Raw genomic sequence first — 18,282 nt, 5'->3', positions numbered from 1 at the left:
AAGCGAGGCAAGCATGGACAAACAGCACAAGGCCAGTATTGACGGGGATCAATGGGCGCAGTGTGTGCGTGATCATGGGTGGCTGTGGGATGCCGCTGTTGGTGAGGCCTCGGCGACGCTGATTCTGGCGCACGGGGCGGGGGCGCCGATGGATAGCGATTGGATGAACGACATGGCTGGGCGGCTGGCGGGGCTTGGGGTGAATGTGTTGCGCTTTGAGTTTCCTTATATGGCGCAGCGGCGGGTGGATGGGGTGAAGCGGCCGCCGAATCCTGCTGGCAAGTTGCAGGAATGTTGGCGCGAGGTGTTTGCGGTTGTGCGGCGTCATGTCGCTGGGGTTTTGGCGGTTGGCGGGAAATCGATGGGCGGGCGGATGGCGAGTCTGGTGGCGGATGAGTTGGGTGTTGATGCGTTGGTGTGTCTGGGGTATCCGTTTTATGCGGCTGGGAAGCCGGAGAAGCCGCGGGTTGAGCATTTGGCTGCATTGCGTACGCGGGCGTTGATCGTGCAGGGGGAGCGGGATGCTCTGGGGAATCGCGAGGCGGTTGAGGGGTATTCGTTAGCGCCGGGGATTGAGGTGTTTTGGTTGGTGGCGGGGGATCATGATTTGAAGCCGCTCAAAGCTTCTGGCTTTACGCATTCCGATCATTTGGCGGGTGCTGCGCAGAAGGTGGCTGAATTTCTCCGTGACTGATTTTGAGCCGGGCCGGATTTTTGCGTTGCATGAAGATCTGCTCCCTTTCCCCCTCGCCCCCATGGGGGAGAGGGCTGGGGTGAGGGGGTAGCTGTTGATCTTGCTCTTGGGGGCATATCCGTTGCTGCGGTAACGGCTGCTTAGGGTTCCGCCCTTACGGCGGGTCACTTTTTCCAAACGCCGAAAAAGTAACCAAAAAGGCTTGCTCCTACGTTCGGCCCGCTCGCTGGGGCTCGGGGTCCCTTCGCTGCGGGATCGATCCGGGCGCATCGCCTCCGGTTTGCTTCGCTGCACCTCCTCTCGATGTGTTTGGCTGCGCCAAACGGTCGCTGCGCTCCCACGCCCGGATCAATCCCTCCACTCAGCCTTCCGACGTCGCCGGTGGATCAAGATCAAGAGCAGGCGAGCTGAAACTCGGCCTATTGAGTGGTGAAAAGCGTGGGTGTTCGGCTTTTGATTTGTGTTGCTGCTGCCCCTCACCCCAGCCCTCTCCCGAGGGAGAGGGGGCCGATATGTGTGGTTTTCAAAGCCTGAGTTCAACGCGGTATTGCACGTCGGCGTAGCTCTCCCAAACACCTCGGTTCAGTCCCCTCTCCCACCGGGAGAGGGTTAGGGTGAGGGGCGATTTCGCTGACACGATAAAGAGCCGGAAGCGTGCTCGGTCCGGCATTTCCTGTGTGTAAACATGATTTTGTTCGCGCGTTTAAACTACACGATCCGTTACGCCATCCCGGCTACAACTCCTTGCGCCATTGCCTACGCCTACGCCAGAATCCGCCGGCTTACGCGGCTATGAGGTTGGCTATATCGTTTCTCGGTCACTGAAAAATATCAGTGATCGGGTTTGGTAGCCCGTCTGTAATGGCCGTATGTCTACGCCTTCAGACCGTCCTTTTTTGGGGGCTTGGTTTATATGGTGGTCATGCGTGGGGCTCGTTCGCGGGCGCCGGGTTCCTATTGCAGCCGGTCTACCAACCCGCGTATGGCCGCCACCCTCGTTTGGTAGCGAAGGTGATGGCTCCTTCAGTCTGCGATAGGAGTTTCATCATGTTCAAAGTAACCCCCAACCCGCCAATCCCCCACGGCCCCGATCTCGACTCGCAAAAAGTCAAAGAAGCCACCGACCGCGCCCTCGACTATTACCTCAAACCCGAAGACCTGGCAGCCCCGCCAAGCTCTCCAAAATATCGCCCGGTCTATGTCGTGGACCCCACGCTGGATGACGAAACCCTGTTGGTCGAAGCTTGCGAGTCGCTTTCATACGCCCATGCCATGGCCGGTAACATCGCCAACTCGATAGGCGGCCCGGAACGCAAACCACTGCTGGCGCTGCAACAGGTGATCATGCTCAACGAACTGTTGGTCAATAGGTTGCTGGACAAGTTGAAGTTGCCTCAATAATTGCGCTGGTTGTCATGGCTTTTTCGCGAGCAGGCTCGCTCCCACATTGGATTAGCGGTAGCCACCTTCTTTGTGCTCGAAAATGATCCCGGTGGGAGCGAGCCTGCTCGCGAACGCGATCTGCCAAGCGACATCAAATTCAGACAGGTAATAAATAGCCCGGAAGCTTGCGCTTCCGGGCTTCCAAGATAAAAAGATCGCAGCCTTCGGCAGCTCCTACAGTAACCGTGCAGGAGCTGCCGAAGGCTGCGATTTTTTTGATTCATCTGGTGATGGGTAGCCTGCCAGTGATCACAAATTTATCGAACACGTTCTGCCCATCACGTGCGGCTTGCCGAACATCAAGGAATGTCAGCTCATTTCGAATTTTCTGTTTAGCGGGTTTTCGGGCGGGGGTTGTATTCATGCTGGCCGGTCTGCGTGATTGAGTAGCGATCGGCAAACGGTAGAACCTGGCCTCGACCCGCACCAGTCGGCGTATTCTGGCGCAGTTGTAGGCAGTTTCTGCAGTGCTTGAGTGAGATCTCCGTCGGCAAAGAAGGCCTCATCGCGAGCAGGCTCACTCCTACAGGGGCTCGGTGTCGGGCACATAATTTGTGATTGGCGCAGATCCAGTGTGGGAGCGAGCCTGCTCGCGAAAGCTGTCTTCCAGACGACGTCAAACCGCCTGAGTGTCAGAGACAATCCCGCGCTTAAACATCATCAAAGACCAATGTTTAAACTACACGATCCGTTACGCCATCCCGGCTACAACTCCTTGCGCCGTTGCCTACGCGTACGCCAGAATCCGCCGGCTTACACGGCTATGAGGTTGGCTATATCGTTTCTCGGTCACTGGAAAACAGTGATGGGGTTTGGTAGCCCGCGTCGAAACCGTTGTATAGCGTCACCATATGCAGTCCCGATTCGGGGCTCGGCTTTTATGGTGGGCATGCGTGGGGCTCCTTTGTGAGCGCCGGGTTTCCCGTTTCGACCGGTCTACCAACCTGCGTATGGCCACCACCCTTCGTTTGGTAGCGAGGGTGCTGGCTCCCAATACTCGAAACTGGAGCACGCCCATGTTCAAAGTAACCCCCAACCCGCCAATCCCCCACGGCCCCGATCTCGACTCGCAAAAAGTCAAAGAAGCCACCGACCGCGCCCTCGACTATTACCTCAAACCCGAAGACCTGGCAGCCCCGCCAAGCTCTCCAAAATATCGCCCGGTCTATGTCGTGGACCCCACGCTGGATGACGAAACCCTGTTGATCGAAGCCTGCGAATCACTTTCATACGCGCATGCCATGGCCGGTAACATCGCCAACTCGATAGGCGGCCCGGAACGCAAACCACTGCTGGCGCTGCAACAGGTGATCATGCTCAACGAACTGTTGGTCAATCGGTTGCTGGATAAGTTGAAGTTGCCTCAGTAATTTCGCTGGCTGTTATGGCCTCTTCGCGAGCAGGCTCGCTCCCACAGGGGATTGGTGTCTGGTACCTAATCTGTGAACACCGCAGATCCAATGGAGTGAGCCTGCTCGCGATGGCGGCTTGCCAGACTTCAAAAATTCCAGATCAATAACAAAAAGCCCGGGCAGCTTTCGCCGTCCAGGCTTTCAAGGTCAAAAGATCGCAGCCTGCGGCAGCTCCTACCCCGATTATCCGTAGGAGCTGCCGCAGGCTGCGATCTTTTGCTGTTAGCGGTTAAACCGCTCCACCAACGAGTACTGCGTATTCGCAGTTTTGGTCAGCTCTTCACTCAACAATGCCGAGTTGTGCGCCTGTTCCGAGGTCTGATCCGCCAGTTCCGAGATATTGCTGATGTTACGGCTGATTTCTTCAGCCACGGCACTTTGCTCTTCGGTCGCGGCGGCGATCTGGGTGGTCATGTCGGTGATGTTGGCCACCGCTTCGCTGATGCCGACCAGCGCCTGATCCGCTTCCAGCACCCGTGCCACGCCTTCTTCAGCCTGGCGATGGCCGGCTTCCATGGTTTGCACGGCGCTGGAGGCGGTCTGTTGCAGCTTGGCGATCAGGGCATGAATCTGCCCGGTGGATTCGCTGGTGCGTTGTGCCAATTGGCGGACTTCGTCAGCCACGACTGCAAAACCACGGCCCATTTCGCCGGCACGTGCCGCTTCGATGGCGGCGTTGAGGGCGAGGAGGTTGGTCTGGTCGGCGATGCCTTTGATCACGTCGACCACACCGCCGATTTCGTCGCTGTCCTTGGCCAGTTGGGTCACGGTCAGGCCGGTTTCGCCGACGACCACCGACAAGCGCTGGATCGCTTCGCGGGTTTCCCCGGCGATGTCACGGCCGCGACCGGTCAGGCGGTTGGCTTCCTGGGTGGCGTCAGCGGTGCGTTGTACGTGGCTGGCGACTTCCTGGGTGGTGGCGGCCATCTGGTTGACGGCGGTGGCGACCTGTTCGGTTTCCACACGCTGGCGTTCCAGGCCGGTCGAGCTGTTGTGCGCCAGGGCGTCGGACTGCTTGGCCTGATCGGTCAGGTGTTCGGCGGTGTCCTGCAGACGGGTCAGGCAGGTTTTCAGGCGCGCTTCCTGGCTGAGGATCGACATCTCCAGACGCGCCTGGGCGCCACGGCTGTCGGTGTACATCTGCGCGATCAGCGGGTCGGAGGTGGTCTGCTCGGCGAGGCGCAGCAGGCGCTTGAGCCCGCGTTGCTGCCATTGCAGGCCCATCAGGCCCAGCGGCACCGACAGACCGGCGGCGAGGGCGAAGCCCCACTGCGAGTTCAGCGTCGCGCCGATCATGAAGCTCAACTGGCTGACCAGAATGAACGGCAGCCAGTCCTGCAGGATCGGCAGCCATTTGTCCGTCGAAGGAATCGCCGACTTGCCCTGATTGATGCGTTGGTAGAGCGCTTCGGCGCGGCGGATCTGTTCGGCGGTGGGTTTGACGCGCACCGACTCGTAACCGATCACCTGGCTGCCATCAAACACCGGTGTGACGTAGGCATTAACCCAATAGTGGTCACCGGATTTGCAGCGATTCTTGACAATGCCCATCCATGGCAAGCCTTGTTTCAGTGTGCCCCACATGTGCGAGAACACCGCCGACGGCACGTCAGGGTGACGGACCAGATTGTGCGGCGCCCGGATCAGTTCCTCCCGCGAAAACCCGCTGATTTCAACGAACGCGTCGTTGCAGTAGGTGATCACGCCCTTGGCATCGGTGGTGGAAATCAACCGTTGCTGAGCTGGAAAGGTCCGCTCGCGTTGTGTAATGGGCTGGTTGTTACGCATGGTTTTTCAATCCGCAAGGCTTTCAAAGGTTGTCGGCGCTGACAGGTTTTTATTGAAGTTTTTTTTCAGAATTAAGTACGGCGTCGCAAAACGGCGCTTGCGTCAACTGGCCAGCATCGGATAGGTGAACAGGCCGAAGTGCAGCAGGTTCAGGCCGAAATGCGTGGCGATCGCCGCGCCCAGTCCGCCGAAACGGTAGGCCAGACCATAGCCGACCCCGGCCAGTCCCGCCAGCAACACCCAGGTCCAGCCAGCGCCGGCATGCACCAGACCGAACAACAGCGACGCCGACAGCAGCGCGAGGTTGTCGCCGTAGGGCAGGTGCTTGAGACGACGGCTGAGTCCGCCCTGTATATAGCCGCGAAACAGCGCTTCCTCGACCAGCGTCACCAGCAGCAGATTGTTCAGCACCCAGAGCCAAGCCTGATCCGGCCACTTTGGCGCCCAGGCAATCACGCCAAGCAACAGCGCACCGCCGAGGGCAAGGATTGCGCAGAGCGTCAGGGCGAGGGCGGTGGCATAGACCGTCAGGCGCAACGAGCGCCGCGCGACAATCCACGGACAAACCAGCAGCAACCAGAAGCCCACCAGCGGTTTGTCGAGATTGAGGTACATCGCGAACGGCACGGCGTTTTCAGTGAAACGTTGCGGATCGATCGCGCGGCCGTTGGCGAAGCCCGGCAGCCAGTGCAGCGCCAATGCCAGGGCCAGGACGACAAACAGACCATGGCCGAGCCAGCGCGCGACCGGCACCTGTTGCTGGCGCACGGCGAACGCGGCGAACAGCAAAAGCCCCACGGAGATCAATGCCAGCCAACCGAGTTGGCCGTAGCTCAGGGCCAGTCCGTAACCGAGGCCGAGCAGCGCAAGATAGAGCCAGGGCAGCGCCTTCATCGAAAGTCCTTGTGCGAAATTCTGGAAGGGGCTTTCTACACGGGCGAGGGCGGTGGGACAAGGGAAGGTATGGTCAATTGGGGATAACTCACATCTATGGTCGACACGGAGCCCTGTGGGAGCGAGCCTGCTCGCGAAAGCGGTTTTCCAGATGACATCACTGGCGACTGACACTCCGTCTTCGCGAGCAGGCTCGCTCCCACAGGTTTTGCATTTGGCGGGGAAATTAGTGCAGGCCCAGTTTGGCCGCCGCGCGCTCGGTAATCTCGGTACGCAGCTTCAACGAAGGCGCCGCGCGCAACCGCGCTTCAGCCACAACCGCACTCGGCGCCACGTCCGGGCTGCCGGCATTGAACGGCGGCGCCGGGGCGTACTCGAGTTGCAACTGCACCAGCTGCGCGGTATCCGCATCAACCAATTCAGCGGCCAATACCAAGGCAAAATCGATCCCGGCGGTGATCCCGCCACCGGTAAACAGATTGCCGTCGCGCACCACCCGATCCTTCACCGCAATCGCCCCCAGCTTCGGCAGCAACTCGTGATACGCCCAATGGGTGGTCGCGCGTTTGCCTTGCAGCAGACCCGCCGCGCCAAGTACCAGCGAGCCGGTGCACACCGAAGTCACGTAACGTGCCTGTGCGGCCTGACGCTTGATGAAATCCAGCGTCGGTTGATCTTCCATCAACGGCCCGACGCCGCCACCGCCGGGCACGCAGATCACATCCAGCTCCGGGCAATCGTCGAAGGTTATCGTCGGTTTCAGCAGCAGGCCGGTGCTGGACGTCACCGGCATCAGGTCCTTCCAGACCAGATGCACTTGCACGCCGGGCAACGAGGCGAGTACGTCGTAGGGGCCGGTCAGGTCGAGTTGCTGAACCTGCGGAAATAACAGAAAACCGATCTGCAGCGTCATCGTTCTTGCTCCGTTGAAAGAAGTGGACGGCTTCACTCTAGGTGCGTAGGTTCTGGCGCATACGCCAATCACCCCACGAATTACGCCAAATGCCCAAAGCCATTCACGTCCTCGCGTTTGCCAACATGCAGATTCTTGATGTCACCGGACCGTTGCAGGTGTTCGCCTCGGCCAATGATCTCGCCCGTCAGCGCGGGTTGCCGACGCCTTATGCGCCGAGCGTGATCGCCAGCGGTGGCGGGGCGGTGCTGTCGTCGGCGGGGTTGGCGGTGCTCGCCGAACCGTTGCCGCAAACGCCCAGCGACACATTGATCATCGCCGGCGGCTGGGGCATTTATGCGGCATCGGAAGATCTGCAACTGGTCGACTGGGTGCGCGAACACGCGCACGGCTGCCGGCGCGTGGCTTCGGTGTGCACCGGGGCCTTTCTGCTCGCGGCCAGCGGCTGGCTCGACGGCCGCCGCGTGGTCACGCACTGGACCCGCTGCGAACAATTGGCCGAGCAACATCCGAATCTGCGCGTGGAAGCCAACCCGATTTTCATCAACGACGGCCCGGTGTGGACTTCCGCCGGGGTCACGGCGGGTATCGATCTGGCGCTGGCGATGGTCGAAGAAGACCTCGGTCGCGACATTGCCCTCGACGTGGCCCGGCATTTAGTGGTGTTCCTCAAACGCCCGGGCGGGCAGTCGCAATTCAGTGTGACGCTGTCGCTGCAACAACAGGGCAACCGTTTCGATGAACTGCACGCCTGGATCGCCGAGAACCTGACCTGTGATCTCGGCATCCCGACCCTCGCCGAACAGGCCGGCATGAGCGAGCGCAGCTTCATCCGCCACTACCGCGCCGATACCGGCCAGACCCCGGCGCGGGCGATCGAATTGATCCGCGTCGAAACCGCCCGGCGACTGCTCAGCGATACCGGCCTGCCGGTCAAACGCATTGCGGCCAATTGCGGCTTTGGCAGCGAAGAGACGCTGCGGCGCAGTTTTCTCCGTGCCATTGGCGTGACGCCGCAGGCGTATCGCGAGCGGTTTTCCGTCAGCCCTGTAACAGATCCAGTATTGCCTTGAGGGTTTCCTGCGGCGTTTCTTCGGGAATGTTATGGCCGACACCCGCGAGCACCCGCCGCTCATAAAAGCCGCTGAAATGCTCGGCATCTTCATCAATCACCGGAGGCGGGCCGACGCCATCATCGGCGCCGCACAGCGAAATGCTCGGCACGCTGATCGCCGGCTGTCTGGCCAGCGCTTCTTCCATCCACTCCAGGGCCGGATCGCCCGGGGCGTAGCCGAAGCGATGCCGGTAGGAATGAATCACCACATCGACAAAATCAGGATTATCAAACGCGCCAGCGCTCAGCGGGTAGCGTTCGTCCCTTAGCGACCATGTCGGCGACCACAGCCGCCAGAGCAACTGACACAATGCCCGGCGATTTTGCCTCAAACCTTCGGCGCCACGCGGCGTGTGGAAGTAGTACTGATACCAGAGCCGATGCTCGGTCTCAGGGTCCAGTGGCTGAGTCGAATGGGGAATGTCTTGAAGGTTATAGCCATCGCCGGTCACCAACCCGCGTACCCGCCCCGGAAACAACGCCGCGACAATACACGCCGCCCGACCGCCCCAGTCGTAGCCACAAAGCGTCGCCTGTTCGATGCCCAACGCGTCCATCAGATCGAGCAGATCCTGCGCGAGCGCAGCTTGCTGGCCTGAGCGCGGCGTTTGCGGACTGTTGAACCGGGTCGGCCCATAACCGCGCAAATACGGCACGATAACGCGATAGCCTTGCGCGGCCAGCGCCGGGGCGACTTCGTCGAAGGCGCGGGGGGAATAGGGGAAGCCGTGGAGCAGAATTACCGGCGCGCCGTTGTCCGGGCCATGAATTTCGTAGGCAATGGTCAGGGTTGGGGTGAGGGCGGACTCGATCATGACTAACCACTCCGTTTGAAACGCATGCAAATACTCTGGACCCGCGCACGGACTGCCCGGCTCAACTCAGTCGACGAAACGCATGCCTGGCGCGCCACTAGGCCTCAAATTCCGCCACCTGATTGAAATACTTCGTCCGGTCCGGGGTAAACGTCACCTTCATCTTCGTCCGTGAGCACGTCAGCGAACGCTCCTGCGCCAGATCAATATCCAGATCGTCGCCACGCAAGCCTTGCCACTGCGCGAGATATTTCAGCGAACCGTATTTCTCGTTTTTCTTCAGGCTGCGACTGACGCCACCCTTCCAGCCAAGCACCGGCAATTCACCGGCCAGGCAACGCTGCGCCAGTTCGGGGAAGCGTTCGGCGCGCTGGCGGCCGATTTCCCAGCATTTGATCAGGCCTTTGTCGGCGGCTTCCCAGAGCTGGGTGCGGCTCAGTCCGGTGCGAAGAGGGGAGTCGATGCTGCGCTGGACGTGGTGAGGCATTCCGGTTCCTTGAATTCGGGGGTGGTTGGACAGCTCCGCTGTGCCCGTTGCGTTGGATGGTAGGTGTGGATGTAACGGCTGGCAACAAGGTATTTCGGCGTGTAAGCGTACGTTGCGGGAAGCGTTTCAACCTAACGTGTGTGGCTTTTGTAGGCGCAGTTTTTACACAGACTGTCGCCAGACGTAACCGCCGCGCAGGTTTCACGTTGGGTATGGGCCTGTTCCCGTTGGCTGGCGGGCAGGCCCGTTGTGGAAAAATCCCTTCCAGTCAGGGATCGGTCTGACATGCGCTGACGAAAAAACAGCGCTATGGCTGCCAGGAACTCTTCTCGCCACTCAACTTGCGATCAAGAAAACTCGCTGCACTGATCAACGCCAGATGCGTCAGCGCTTGTGGCGTGTTGCCCAGATGGCGGCCATGGCTGTCAAACTCCTCGGCGTACAGCCCCAGCGGGTTGGCGTAACGCAGCAACTGCTCGAACTCCAGATGGGCTTTTTCCACCTGGCCGGCGCGCGCGAGGCATTCGACGTACCAGAACGAACACGCGGCGAATGCGCCTTCGGTGCCGTTGAGGCCGTCGATGTTGGCGTCTTCATTGCGATAGCGATAGACCATGCCGTCGCGCACCAGGGTTTTTTCGATCGCTTCCAGAGTCGACAGCCAGCGCGGATCCTTGGCGCTGACGAAACGCACCAGCGGCATCAGCAGCATCGAGCCATCCAGCGCGGTGCCGCCCTTGTACTGGACGAAATGCCCACGCTCTTCATCCCAGAAGTTGTCCCAGATATCGGTGTAGATCGCTTGCCGGGTGTCATCCCAACGGGCGAACGGTGCCGGCAGCGAGCGCTTGGAAGCCAGACGGATTGCGCGGTCCAGCGCCACCCAGCACATCAGCCGCGAGTGCAGGAAATGATGGGTCTCACCGCGCATTTCCCAGATGCCGACATCTTCGCTCTGCCAGTTCTCACAGACTTGGTCGACCACTTCGCCGACGTGCCGCCAGCCTTCGTGGGAAATCGCGTCCCCGTATTTGTTGACCAGATACACCGCGTCCATCAGCTCGCCAAAGATGTCCAGCTGGATCTGCTCGTAAGCACCGTTGCCGATACGCACCGGTCGCGCGCCGCCGTGGCCGGCCAGGTGCGTGAGCTCGGTTTCCGGCAACTCCTGCTGGCCGTCGATGGCATAGAGGATGTTGAGCTTCATCGGTTTGCCGCAACAGTCGCTGACCCTTCCGCGCAGCCATTGCATGTAGTGGTTGGCTTCATCGACGAAGCCCAGACGCATGAATGCATACACCGTGAACGACGCGTCGCGGATCCACGTGTAGCGGTAATCCCAGTTGCGCTCGCCGCCGGGGGTTTCCGGCAGGCCGAAGGTAGCGGCGGCGAGGATCGCACCTTGGCGACGCGAGGTCAGCAGCTTCAGAGCGAGGGCGGAGCGATTGACGATTTCCCGCCAACGACCGCGATAGTTGGATTGGCTGATCCAGCCGCGCCAGTATTTCAAGGTGCGCTCCATGCACAGCTCGGCAGCGCCCTCGGTGAAACGCGGATCATCAATGCCGCCGAGCATGAACGCGGCGGTTTCATTGTGCTTGAGGGTGAATTGCGCGACGGCAGCCTGTGCGTCGACCTGCAGGGTTTGATCTGAAGCCAGGCGTATCGACGGCTGGCCAGTGGCGCGGAACGTTACGTCTTTTTCGTCCATCTCTGCATGAGTGTCGGCGCGGCCGTAGTCGTGGCGCACCGCACAACGCAGATTGAACGTCGCCGAGCCGCTGACCACGCGCACCCGGCGCATCAGCAGTGGCAGGGCATCGACATCGTCACCTATTGGCAACAGATCGGTGATTTCCACCACCGCATGTTCGCTCAGCCAACGGGTCTGCAAGACGTTGGTGTCGGGCAGATAAATCTGTTCCCGGCGCGCATCAGGCAAGTCCGGCGCGAGCTGGAAAATGCCTGCTTCAGGAGTGTCGAGCAGCGAGCAGAAAATCGTCGGGCTATCGAACTCCGGCCAGCAGAAAAAATCCACGCTGCCCTTGTCATTGACCAGCGCCGCGCTGCGCATGTCACCGATGATGCCGTGAGCACCGATGGCGCTTTGTTGTTCCATTTCAGGCTCAGCCATTGCCACGAAACTCCGGATAGAGGCTCATCCCGCCATCGATGAACAGGGTGGTGCCGACGATGTAATCGGACAGATCGGAGGCGAGGAAAACCACAGCATTGGCGACATCTTCGACATCGCCAATGCGGCCGTAGGGGATCAGTTCGAGAAGCTTTTTGCCGGCTTCGCCTGCGGTGGCGTCAGCGTTGATCGCAGTGCTGATCGCACCGGGCGCGATGCTGTTGATGCGGATGCGCTGGTGGCTGACTTCCTGGGCGAGGCTCTGCATCAATTGATCGACGCCGCCCTTGGACGCCGCGTAATTGACATGCCCGGCCCACGGAATGCGCTGGTGCACCGAGCTCATGTGAATGATCTTGCCCGCCGCGCGCGACACGCCTTCGCGCACGCCCTGACGCTGGAAAATCCGTAGCGCCGCACGCGCGCAGAGGAACTGCCCGGTGAGGTTGACGCCGATCACCGTGTTCCAGTCGTCGAGCGTCATGTCCACGGCAGCTGCGTCTTTCTGAAGACCGGAATTGGCCACCAGAATGTCCAGCGAGCCGAACGCGTCGACGGTCTTGGCGAACAGCCGCTCGACCTCTTCTTCTTTCGAAACATCGGCGCCGATGGCGAGGGCCTTACCGCCCTCGGCGTTGATTTGCGCGGCCAGTTCTTCGGCAGGTTCAGCGCTGCTGTTGTAATTGATGACGACCGCAGCACCGGCCGCAGCGAGGGCTTTTGCGGCAGCGTGACCGATGCCGGAACTGGCGCCGGTGACCAGCGCTACCTGATGAGCGAGGGAAATCTGCATGACGATTCACGCCTTGGTTCCAGAGACTTAAATAGCTGACTGATCGCCGGCGGCGAGAGTTCATCTGCAACCAGGAAAAGTTCGCCAGCGTCAGACCTGGTAGCGGCCACTGCGGCGATGCCATTCGACATTGCCGGCCAGCCAGCTCTTGATTCCGCGCAGATAGCGTTCGAGCCGCGGCGAGGCGTGCGGCAATACCACCCGTTCTGCCGCCTCATACAGATGCATGATGTCATCGTGAACGGCAGCACTTTGCGCCATCGCCTGCGCGGGCGAGCAGCCCTGTTCGCGGATCAGCAACAACGGCAGATTGAAATCGCCGATACCGGCCTGCTGTTCCTTCAGCGCGGAAAACAGGTCATTGGCAATGATCGTGGCGCTGGCGGCCAGCGCCGTCACCTTGCGCACCTCGGGTGCGCTGTAGACATTGGCGGGCAATTCATACCCGCCGATGATGTCGATCAGCGACAGGCACGGCAGGAAACTGTTGACCTGACGCTGAGCCAGATATTCCCAGAGTGCGGGCTTGAGCCCTTCGACACGCCACGCCGCTTCGGCGGTCATGGTGACGAACATGGCAATGATTTCATGGCGTACGCGGGCAACCTGCGCCGCGGTCGCGAGCGTCTCGACCCGCCTCAGATATGCCCGCAGTGCGACCAGCACCGGATCGCTGTTCAAGGCCTGCTCAAGCCCCGCGCGGAACCGTTCGCTCAAGTGAACCGGCTCCAGCGCTGCCAGCGCCAGAGAGAGGCGCGGCCCGACCATTCTCGGCTCGGACCCGGTTCGCTCGTCGTCGCAGTAGTAATCGTCCACGGCAAACAGCGCGGCGAAACATTGCGCCGCGAGCAACAGCCGATCGGGCTCATCGGTGTCGGTATGACACAGCATGGCGAAGCGACCGAAAGCCATGGCGCGGACCTTGTCGTGCCGCCCCGGAAAAATCCCCACCTGCTCGATCCACGGCATCAGTCGATCATCCACCGCAGCCGCCAGCGCGGCGTCGTTGCGAGAGGGCGCCAGTCCATACAGGGCGGGCACGGCCCACGGCGCCTTTTCCGCTTCGGGTGAGGCGAGCATTGACGATTCGGCCATGGCGAGGCTCCTGAGTGTGTTTGCAGGGTTCCAAGGTGATACGCGAAGATCCGAGGCTTCATCAGAGCGCAAACGACAATGAAGCGCACCTGTCAGGTCTGACAGGTCAACGCCAGTTTTCGACCAATGGTCATCGCCTTTCAGCGCTGGAAAGATCAGGGGCTTTCACACTCCACCAACAATTGCGCGCTTCCACGGCATTCAAGCCTATGGCAACTTGGCCGCCCCTGATGAGGCTGCAATCGATGGCAAACCCCTACCGCGAATTGTTCACCGCCCCCGGCGCCCGTGCTTTTGTGTTGGCCGGGATGCTGGCGCGCATGCCGATTTCCATGACGGGCATCGGCCTGATCACCATGCTTGCGCAGTTGAACGGCGGTTATGCGCTGGCGGGTGCGGTGGCGGCGACCTTTGCCTTGGCCACGGCGTTTTGCGCGCCGCAGGTGTCACGGCTGGTTGACCGCTACGGCCAAGGGCGGGTTTTGCCAATCGCCGCGCTGACCGGTGGCGGCGGGTTGTTGATGTTGCTGCTGTGCACGCGTGTGCAGGCGCCGAACTGGACGTTATTCGTCTTCGCCGCGCTGGCCGGGTGCATGCCGAGCATGTCGGCGATGGTGCGGGCGCGCTGGACCGAAATCTACCGGGGGCAGCCGCAATTGCAGACGGCCTATGCGCTGGAGTCGGTGCTCGATGAAGTGTGTTTTATCGTCGGGCCGCCGCTATCGGTGGGCCTGTCCGTTGCAGTGTTTCCCGAGGCCGGGCCGTTGGCGGCGTTGTTGGCCCTGGCCATCGGCGTGACGGTGTTTGTCGCCCAGCGCAGCACCGAGCCGCCGGTGCACGCGCAGGAGTCGCAGCATCAGGGTTCGATCATTCGCTCGACCGACGTGCAATGGCTGCTGGCGTTGATGCTGGCGATGGGCGTGATCGTCGGGGTGATCGACGTGGTCAGCGTCGCCTTCGCCCAGCACCAGGGCCAGCCGGCAGCGGCGAGTATTGTCTTGTCGGTATACGCAATCGGCTCATGCCTGGCCGGGATCGCCTTCGGTGCGATGCGTTCGAAACTGCCGCTGCCGCGCCTGTTTCTCTACGGCGGCGTGGCGACGGCGGTGACCACGCTGCCGCTGCTTTTGGCGAGCAATATTCTCGGCCTGTCAGTGGCGGTATTCATCGCCGGGCTGTTCTTTTCGCCGACGCTGATTGTCGCGATGGCGTTGATCGAACGCATCGTGCCACCGGCCAAACTGACCGAAGGCCTGACCTGGCTGGTGACCGGACTGAGCATCGGCGTGGCAATCGGCGCCGCTGGCTCCGGCGCGCTGGTCGATGCGTTTGGTGCGCGTAGCGGATTCTGGCTGGCGATAGCGGCGGGGGCAGTGGTGCTGATTTCCGCGTTCCAGAGCTACCGCCACCTCCGGGTAGGAGCGTAGGAGCGTAGGAGCTGACGAGTGCAACGAGGCTGCGATCTTTTGACTTTGACTTTGACTTTGGATTTTGAAGATCAAGATCAAGATCAAGATCAAGATCAAAAGATCGCAGCCTCGTTGCACTCGTCAGCTCCTACAAGGGATCGGGTTACCAGCCTCGTCCTGAGTTGACCCAGAAGTTGACGGATAGCGAGGTCGACACCGATTCAACCTGATGGAACCAGCCCTCGGGCAAAAACAGCAGGTCCCCAGCCTCCAGCGTCACTCGCAGAAACGTCACCTCCCGCGCCGCCGGGAAACGCTCATAGTCCGGCGCGTCCGGGTTGAAATCGCAGCCATCCAGACCGCCCTTGGGCGCAGTCGACCAGGTGCCCAGCGCCTCGCGATGATGCGGTGCGGCAAGGGTGAATTTTTTCTGCCCCCAGACCTGGGCGAACAGGTTGTCGGTGTCATCGCGGTGCAACGGCGTCAGCGTGCCCTTGGGGCCGATCCAGATGCGTGGCGGGATGAACAGCGACGTGTCGAAGTAGGGCGGGTATTGAATCTGTTGCAACAACTGCGCGGGCAGGATGTTGTTGCCCATGTACGCCGGCGGCTCGCCGTCCGCGGCTTTGATCGCCGGGCGGTCCAGCGAGGCGATGAACTCGGCCATCGAGGTCGAGCGGAAATCACGCTCGGTGGAAAAGGTCTTTTTCACGTAATCGCCATGGCGGGTGATGCCCTGCAGTTCGGCGAAATGCACCAGCGATTCCTCGCGGCTCAGGCTGAACAGCGGCCAGTCGTGCAGGGCGTTGCTGATCACCAACGGAATGCCATTGGGCAGATAACGGGTTTCGAATTCATGTCGGCTCAATTCGGCGCGTGCCCGGCGTTCGACGCTGGTCTGCGGAGGTAGCGCGGCAGTGAGCTTTTCGCTGAAGCGCGGCGGGGTCGGGTAGCGCTTGTTCATGTCGACCTTTTCCACCGTGCCGCCTCCCTGGCGGGCGTGGTCGATGATCTGCGGCAGCATTGTCGCCAGGCCCATGTTGCCGCCGATCTTCAGCCGACCGCTGGCGAACAGTTCCTCGACGTTGACCACCCCCGCCATGATCCCCAAAAAATCCTTTTCCGCGACTTCAATGGTCACGTCTGGGCGAGGGTGGCGCCCGGCTGCCGTGCGCTGGCTGGTCTTGATGTCATACCAGTACGCCTGTTGCGCACTGAAGATGAACTGGAAAACGCCCTCGATGCCGACTGCGCCGGCGTTGGCGAACAACTTGCCCAGAATGCTCTGCAGGTCCACGGTGATTCCCTCGCGATTGTTGTTTTTTTCCTGAACAGGCAACGAGCGGCTCGCGGGGGAATTTAGCGGCCGGCGACTAATTTGTCCGGCCAGTGATCCGTCTTTCTTGCAGACACATTTTTCAAGGAAAGCGCGGTGACCAAGCTGACATTGCTGTGCCTGCCCTATTCGGGTGCCAGCGCCATGGTTTACAGCCGCTGGCGGCGTCAACTGCCGACGTGGCTGCAATTGCAACCGGTGGAACTGCCGGGGCGTGGCGCGCGGTTCGACGAACCTCTGCAAACCGACATGCGCGCGTTGGCGCGGCAACTGGCGCGCGAACACAAACCGGGTCTGCAAGGCCCGTATGCGTTGTTCGGGCACAGCCTCGGTGCGTTGCTCGCCTGCGAACTGGCCCATGCCTTTCGCGAGTTGGGTGTGCCGGAGCCGCTGGCGCTGTTCGCCTCCGGCACCGCCGCACCGAGCATGCGCAGCGACTACGATCGCGGCTTTGCCGAGCCGCGCAGCGATGAAGAGCTCATCGAACAGTTGCGTACCTTTCAGGGCACCAGCGAAGAAATCCTCGCCAATCAGGAATTGATGAGCCTGACCCTGCCGGTGCTGCGCGCCGATTTCATGATGTGCGGGCGCTTCACCCCCGCCGAGCGGCCCTTGCTCAATTGCCCGGTGCACGTGCTCGGTGGCAAGGAAGACCGGGCTACCACCGAACAACTGATCGGCTGGAGCAAAGAGACCCTGGGCAGTTTTTCGGTGGACATGATGACCGGCGGGCATTTCTTCATTCACGAACATGAGGCGCGGGTCATTCGCACGATCAAGAGCCATCTGGAAGTGCATCACCGGCGCCTTGCGCAGGCCGTGCAACCGGTGTTCTGAGAGGCGACTCATCCATCACGCATAGTCAGGAGGCCAGTCATGGCTGTTGCTTTGGGATTTTCCGTTCGGCCATTGCTGCCGCAGCGCGGACGCTTGCCGCTGTTGATCGAGGCGAGCGATGCCGACACTGATCTGTTGGCGGTATTCGATGAATTGAAGGAGCTGGTCGACGAACATCTGCTGCGCGACGGTGGCGTGCTGTTTCGCGGCTTCCGCCTCGACGGCGCTGAGCAGTTCCGCCAGTTCGCCGCGAGCTTCGGCCATCCATTGCTGAACTACGAGTTCGGCTCGACCCCGCGTACCAACGTCACCCAAGGCGTGTATACCTCCACGGAATACCCGGCGCACCAGAGCATTCCGTTGCACAACGAACAGGCGTATTCCCGCGACTGGCCGATGAAGATCTGGTTCTACAGCATGATCGCCGCCAAGTCCGGCGGCGAGACGCCGATCGCCGACAGCCGCGAAGTCTACCGGCGCATCCCGCTGGCGATCCGCGAGCGTTTCGTCAGTAAAGGCCTGATGTACGTGCGCAACTTCGGCAACGGCCTCGATGTCGCCTGGGAAGACGTGTTCAACACCGAAGACCGCGAAGTCGTCGAGGCCTACTGCAAGGCCCACGGCATCGTCTGCGAGTGGAAGGACGACGGCGAGCTGCGCACGCGCCAGACCTGTCAGGCGGTGGCAGTGCACCCGGTGACGGGCGAGCACGTCTGGTTCAATCAGGCGCACCTGTTTCACATCTCCAACCTGCAAGCGGAAGTGCGCGAAAGCCTGCTCGACATCGTCGACGAAGAAGACCTGCCGCGTAATGTCTACTACGGCGACGGTTCGCCGATCGAAGACGAAGTGCTGGCGCAGATTCGCGCGGTGCTCGACGACTGTGCGATCAGTTTCCCCTGGCAGGAGGGCGATGTGCTGATGCTCGACAACATGTTGTCCGCGCATGCACGTTCACCGTTCGAAGGGCCGCGCAAAGTGATTGTGGCGATGGCCGAGGGGCATTCGCAGGACGCGCTCTAAGCACTTCACAGCGTTTTTTGGCAAATGCCGAAGTCGGGTCTGTACTGGCTTCGGCATTTGCGTGTCTGGCCTTCGTACCGTCGGGCCGCGATTGC

The 18,282-nt window shown here is 61.0% G+C and carries 16 protein-coding genes; 7 read left to right on the top strand and 9 right to left on the bottom strand.

Annotated features, from left to right (window positions below):
• The first annotated feature begins 13 nt into the window (after positions 1-13).
• The 3 genes from AC0Z4S_RS20195 to AC0Z4S_RS20185 all read left to right on the top strand — a co-directional run bounded on the left by AC0Z4S_RS20195 (position 14) and on the right by AC0Z4S_RS20185 (position 3,507).
• Positions 14-694, top strand: a complete 681-nt coding sequence (locus AC0Z4S_RS20195; protein WP_485624361.1) for an alpha/beta family hydrolase — start codon at positions 14-16, stop codon at positions 692-694.
• Between the two features lie 1,047 nt (positions 695-1,741).
• On the top strand, positions 1,742-2,095 hold the full coding sequence (locus AC0Z4S_RS20190; protein ID WP_471879408.1) for a DUF6124 family protein: 354 nt from the start codon (positions 1,742-1,744) through the stop codon (positions 2,093-2,095).
• Between the two features lie 1,058 nt (positions 2,096-3,153).
• Positions 3,154-3,507 (top strand): DUF6124 family protein, encoded by a 354-nt coding sequence (locus AC0Z4S_RS20185; protein ID WP_485624360.1) that lies wholly within the window; start codon positions 3,154-3,156, stop codon positions 3,505-3,507.
• A gap of 264 nt (positions 3,508-3,771) precedes the next feature.
• Here the strand turns inward: AC0Z4S_RS20185 and AC0Z4S_RS20180 are convergent, their stop codons facing one another.
• From AC0Z4S_RS20180 to inhA, 3 genes are all read right to left on the bottom strand, one after another.
• Entirely contained in the window at positions 3,772-5,337 is a 1,566-nt protein-coding gene (locus AC0Z4S_RS20180; protein ID WP_042608406.1) for a methyl-accepting chemotaxis protein, read from the bottom strand.
• 102 nt (positions 5,338-5,439) lie between these two features.
• A complete protein-coding gene (locus AC0Z4S_RS20175) occupies positions 5,440-6,231 on the bottom strand; it encodes a CPBP family intramembrane glutamic endopeptidase (protein WP_253500667.1) in 792 nt (263 codons plus the stop codon).
• Positions 6,232-6,457: 226 nt separating this feature from the next.
• Positions 6,458-7,144 (bottom strand): isonitrile hydratase, encoded by a 687-nt coding sequence (gene inhA, locus AC0Z4S_RS20170; RefSeq protein ID WP_485624359.1) that lies wholly within the window; start codon positions 7,142-7,144, stop codon positions 6,458-6,460.
• A gap of 89 nt (positions 7,145-7,233) precedes the next feature.
• Between inhA and AC0Z4S_RS20165 the strand changes: the two genes are divergently transcribed.
• On the top strand, positions 7,234-8,217 hold the full coding sequence (locus AC0Z4S_RS20165; protein WP_485624358.1) for a GlxA family transcriptional regulator: 984 nt from the start codon (positions 7,234-7,236) through the stop codon (positions 8,215-8,217).
• Here AC0Z4S_RS20165 and AC0Z4S_RS20160 read toward each other — a convergent pair.
• The 5 genes from AC0Z4S_RS20160 to AC0Z4S_RS20140 form a co-directional block, all read right to left on the bottom strand.
• Positions 8,186-9,073 (bottom strand): alpha/beta fold hydrolase, encoded by an 888-nt coding sequence (locus tag AC0Z4S_RS20160; RefSeq protein ID WP_485624357.1) that lies wholly within the window; start codon positions 9,071-9,073, stop codon positions 8,186-8,188. The two genes, AC0Z4S_RS20165 and AC0Z4S_RS20160, sit on opposite strands and share 32 nt — an antisense overlap.
• 97 nt (positions 9,074-9,170) lie before the next feature.
• A complete protein-coding gene (locus AC0Z4S_RS20155) occupies positions 9,171-9,560 on the bottom strand; it encodes a hypothetical protein (protein ID WP_485624356.1) in 390 nt (129 codons plus the stop codon).
• Positions 9,561-9,867: 307 nt separating this feature from the next.
• Positions 9,868-11,694 carry a glycoside hydrolase family 15 protein gene (locus AC0Z4S_RS20150; protein ID WP_485624355.1) on the bottom strand — a complete coding sequence of 609 codons (1,827 nt, stop codon included), beginning with the start codon at positions 11,692-11,694 and terminating at the stop codon, positions 9,868-9,870.
• Positions 11,687-12,487 carry a glucose 1-dehydrogenase gene (locus tag AC0Z4S_RS20145; RefSeq protein ID WP_485624354.1) on the bottom strand — a complete coding sequence of 267 codons (801 nt, stop codon included), beginning with the start codon at positions 12,485-12,487 and terminating at the stop codon, positions 11,687-11,689. The genes AC0Z4S_RS20150 and AC0Z4S_RS20145 overlap by 8 nt, the downstream gene beginning before the upstream one ends.
• Before the next feature lie 90 nt (positions 12,488-12,577).
• The gene (locus tag AC0Z4S_RS20140; protein WP_485624353.1) at positions 12,578-13,582 is read right to left on the bottom strand and encodes a family 2 encapsulin nanocompartment cargo protein terpene cyclase; all 1,005 of its coding nucleotides are present in this window, start codon (positions 13,580-13,582) and stop codon (positions 12,578-12,580) included.
• 245 nt (positions 13,583-13,827) lie between these two features.
• On the opposite strand from AC0Z4S_RS20140, the gene AC0Z4S_RS20135 reads away from it, so the two are divergent.
• On the top strand, positions 13,828-15,009 hold the full coding sequence (locus AC0Z4S_RS20135; RefSeq protein WP_485624352.1) for an MFS transporter: 1,182 nt from the start codon (positions 13,828-13,830) through the stop codon (positions 15,007-15,009).
• A 145-nt stretch (positions 15,010-15,154) separates the two neighbouring features.
• Here AC0Z4S_RS20135 and AC0Z4S_RS20130 read toward each other — a convergent pair whose 3' ends face one another.
• Entirely contained in the window at positions 15,155-16,288 is a 1,134-nt protein-coding gene (locus AC0Z4S_RS20130; protein WP_485624351.1) for a cupin-like domain-containing protein, read from the bottom strand.
• A 135-nt stretch (positions 16,289-16,423) separates the two neighbouring features.
• Between AC0Z4S_RS20130 and AC0Z4S_RS20125 the strand changes: the two genes are divergently transcribed.
• Positions 16,424-17,164: a thioesterase II family protein gene (locus AC0Z4S_RS20125; RefSeq protein ID WP_485624350.1), complete on the top strand. Its 741-nt coding sequence runs from the start codon at positions 16,424-16,426 to the stop codon at positions 17,162-17,164.
• 39 nt (positions 17,165-17,203) lie between these two features.
• Positions 17,204-18,187, top strand: coding sequence for a TauD/TfdA family dioxygenase (locus tag AC0Z4S_RS20120; protein ID WP_485624349.1), 984 nt, complete (start codon positions 17,204-17,206; stop codon positions 18,185-18,187).
• Positions 18,188-18,282 lie beyond the last annotated feature (95 nt).

This window comes from Pseudomonas sp. 1L-B-1-E-C1, assembly GCF_057291835.1.
Note: the sequence above shows the minus strand (reverse complement) of the source record. Positions and strands in the feature narration are given on the sequence as shown.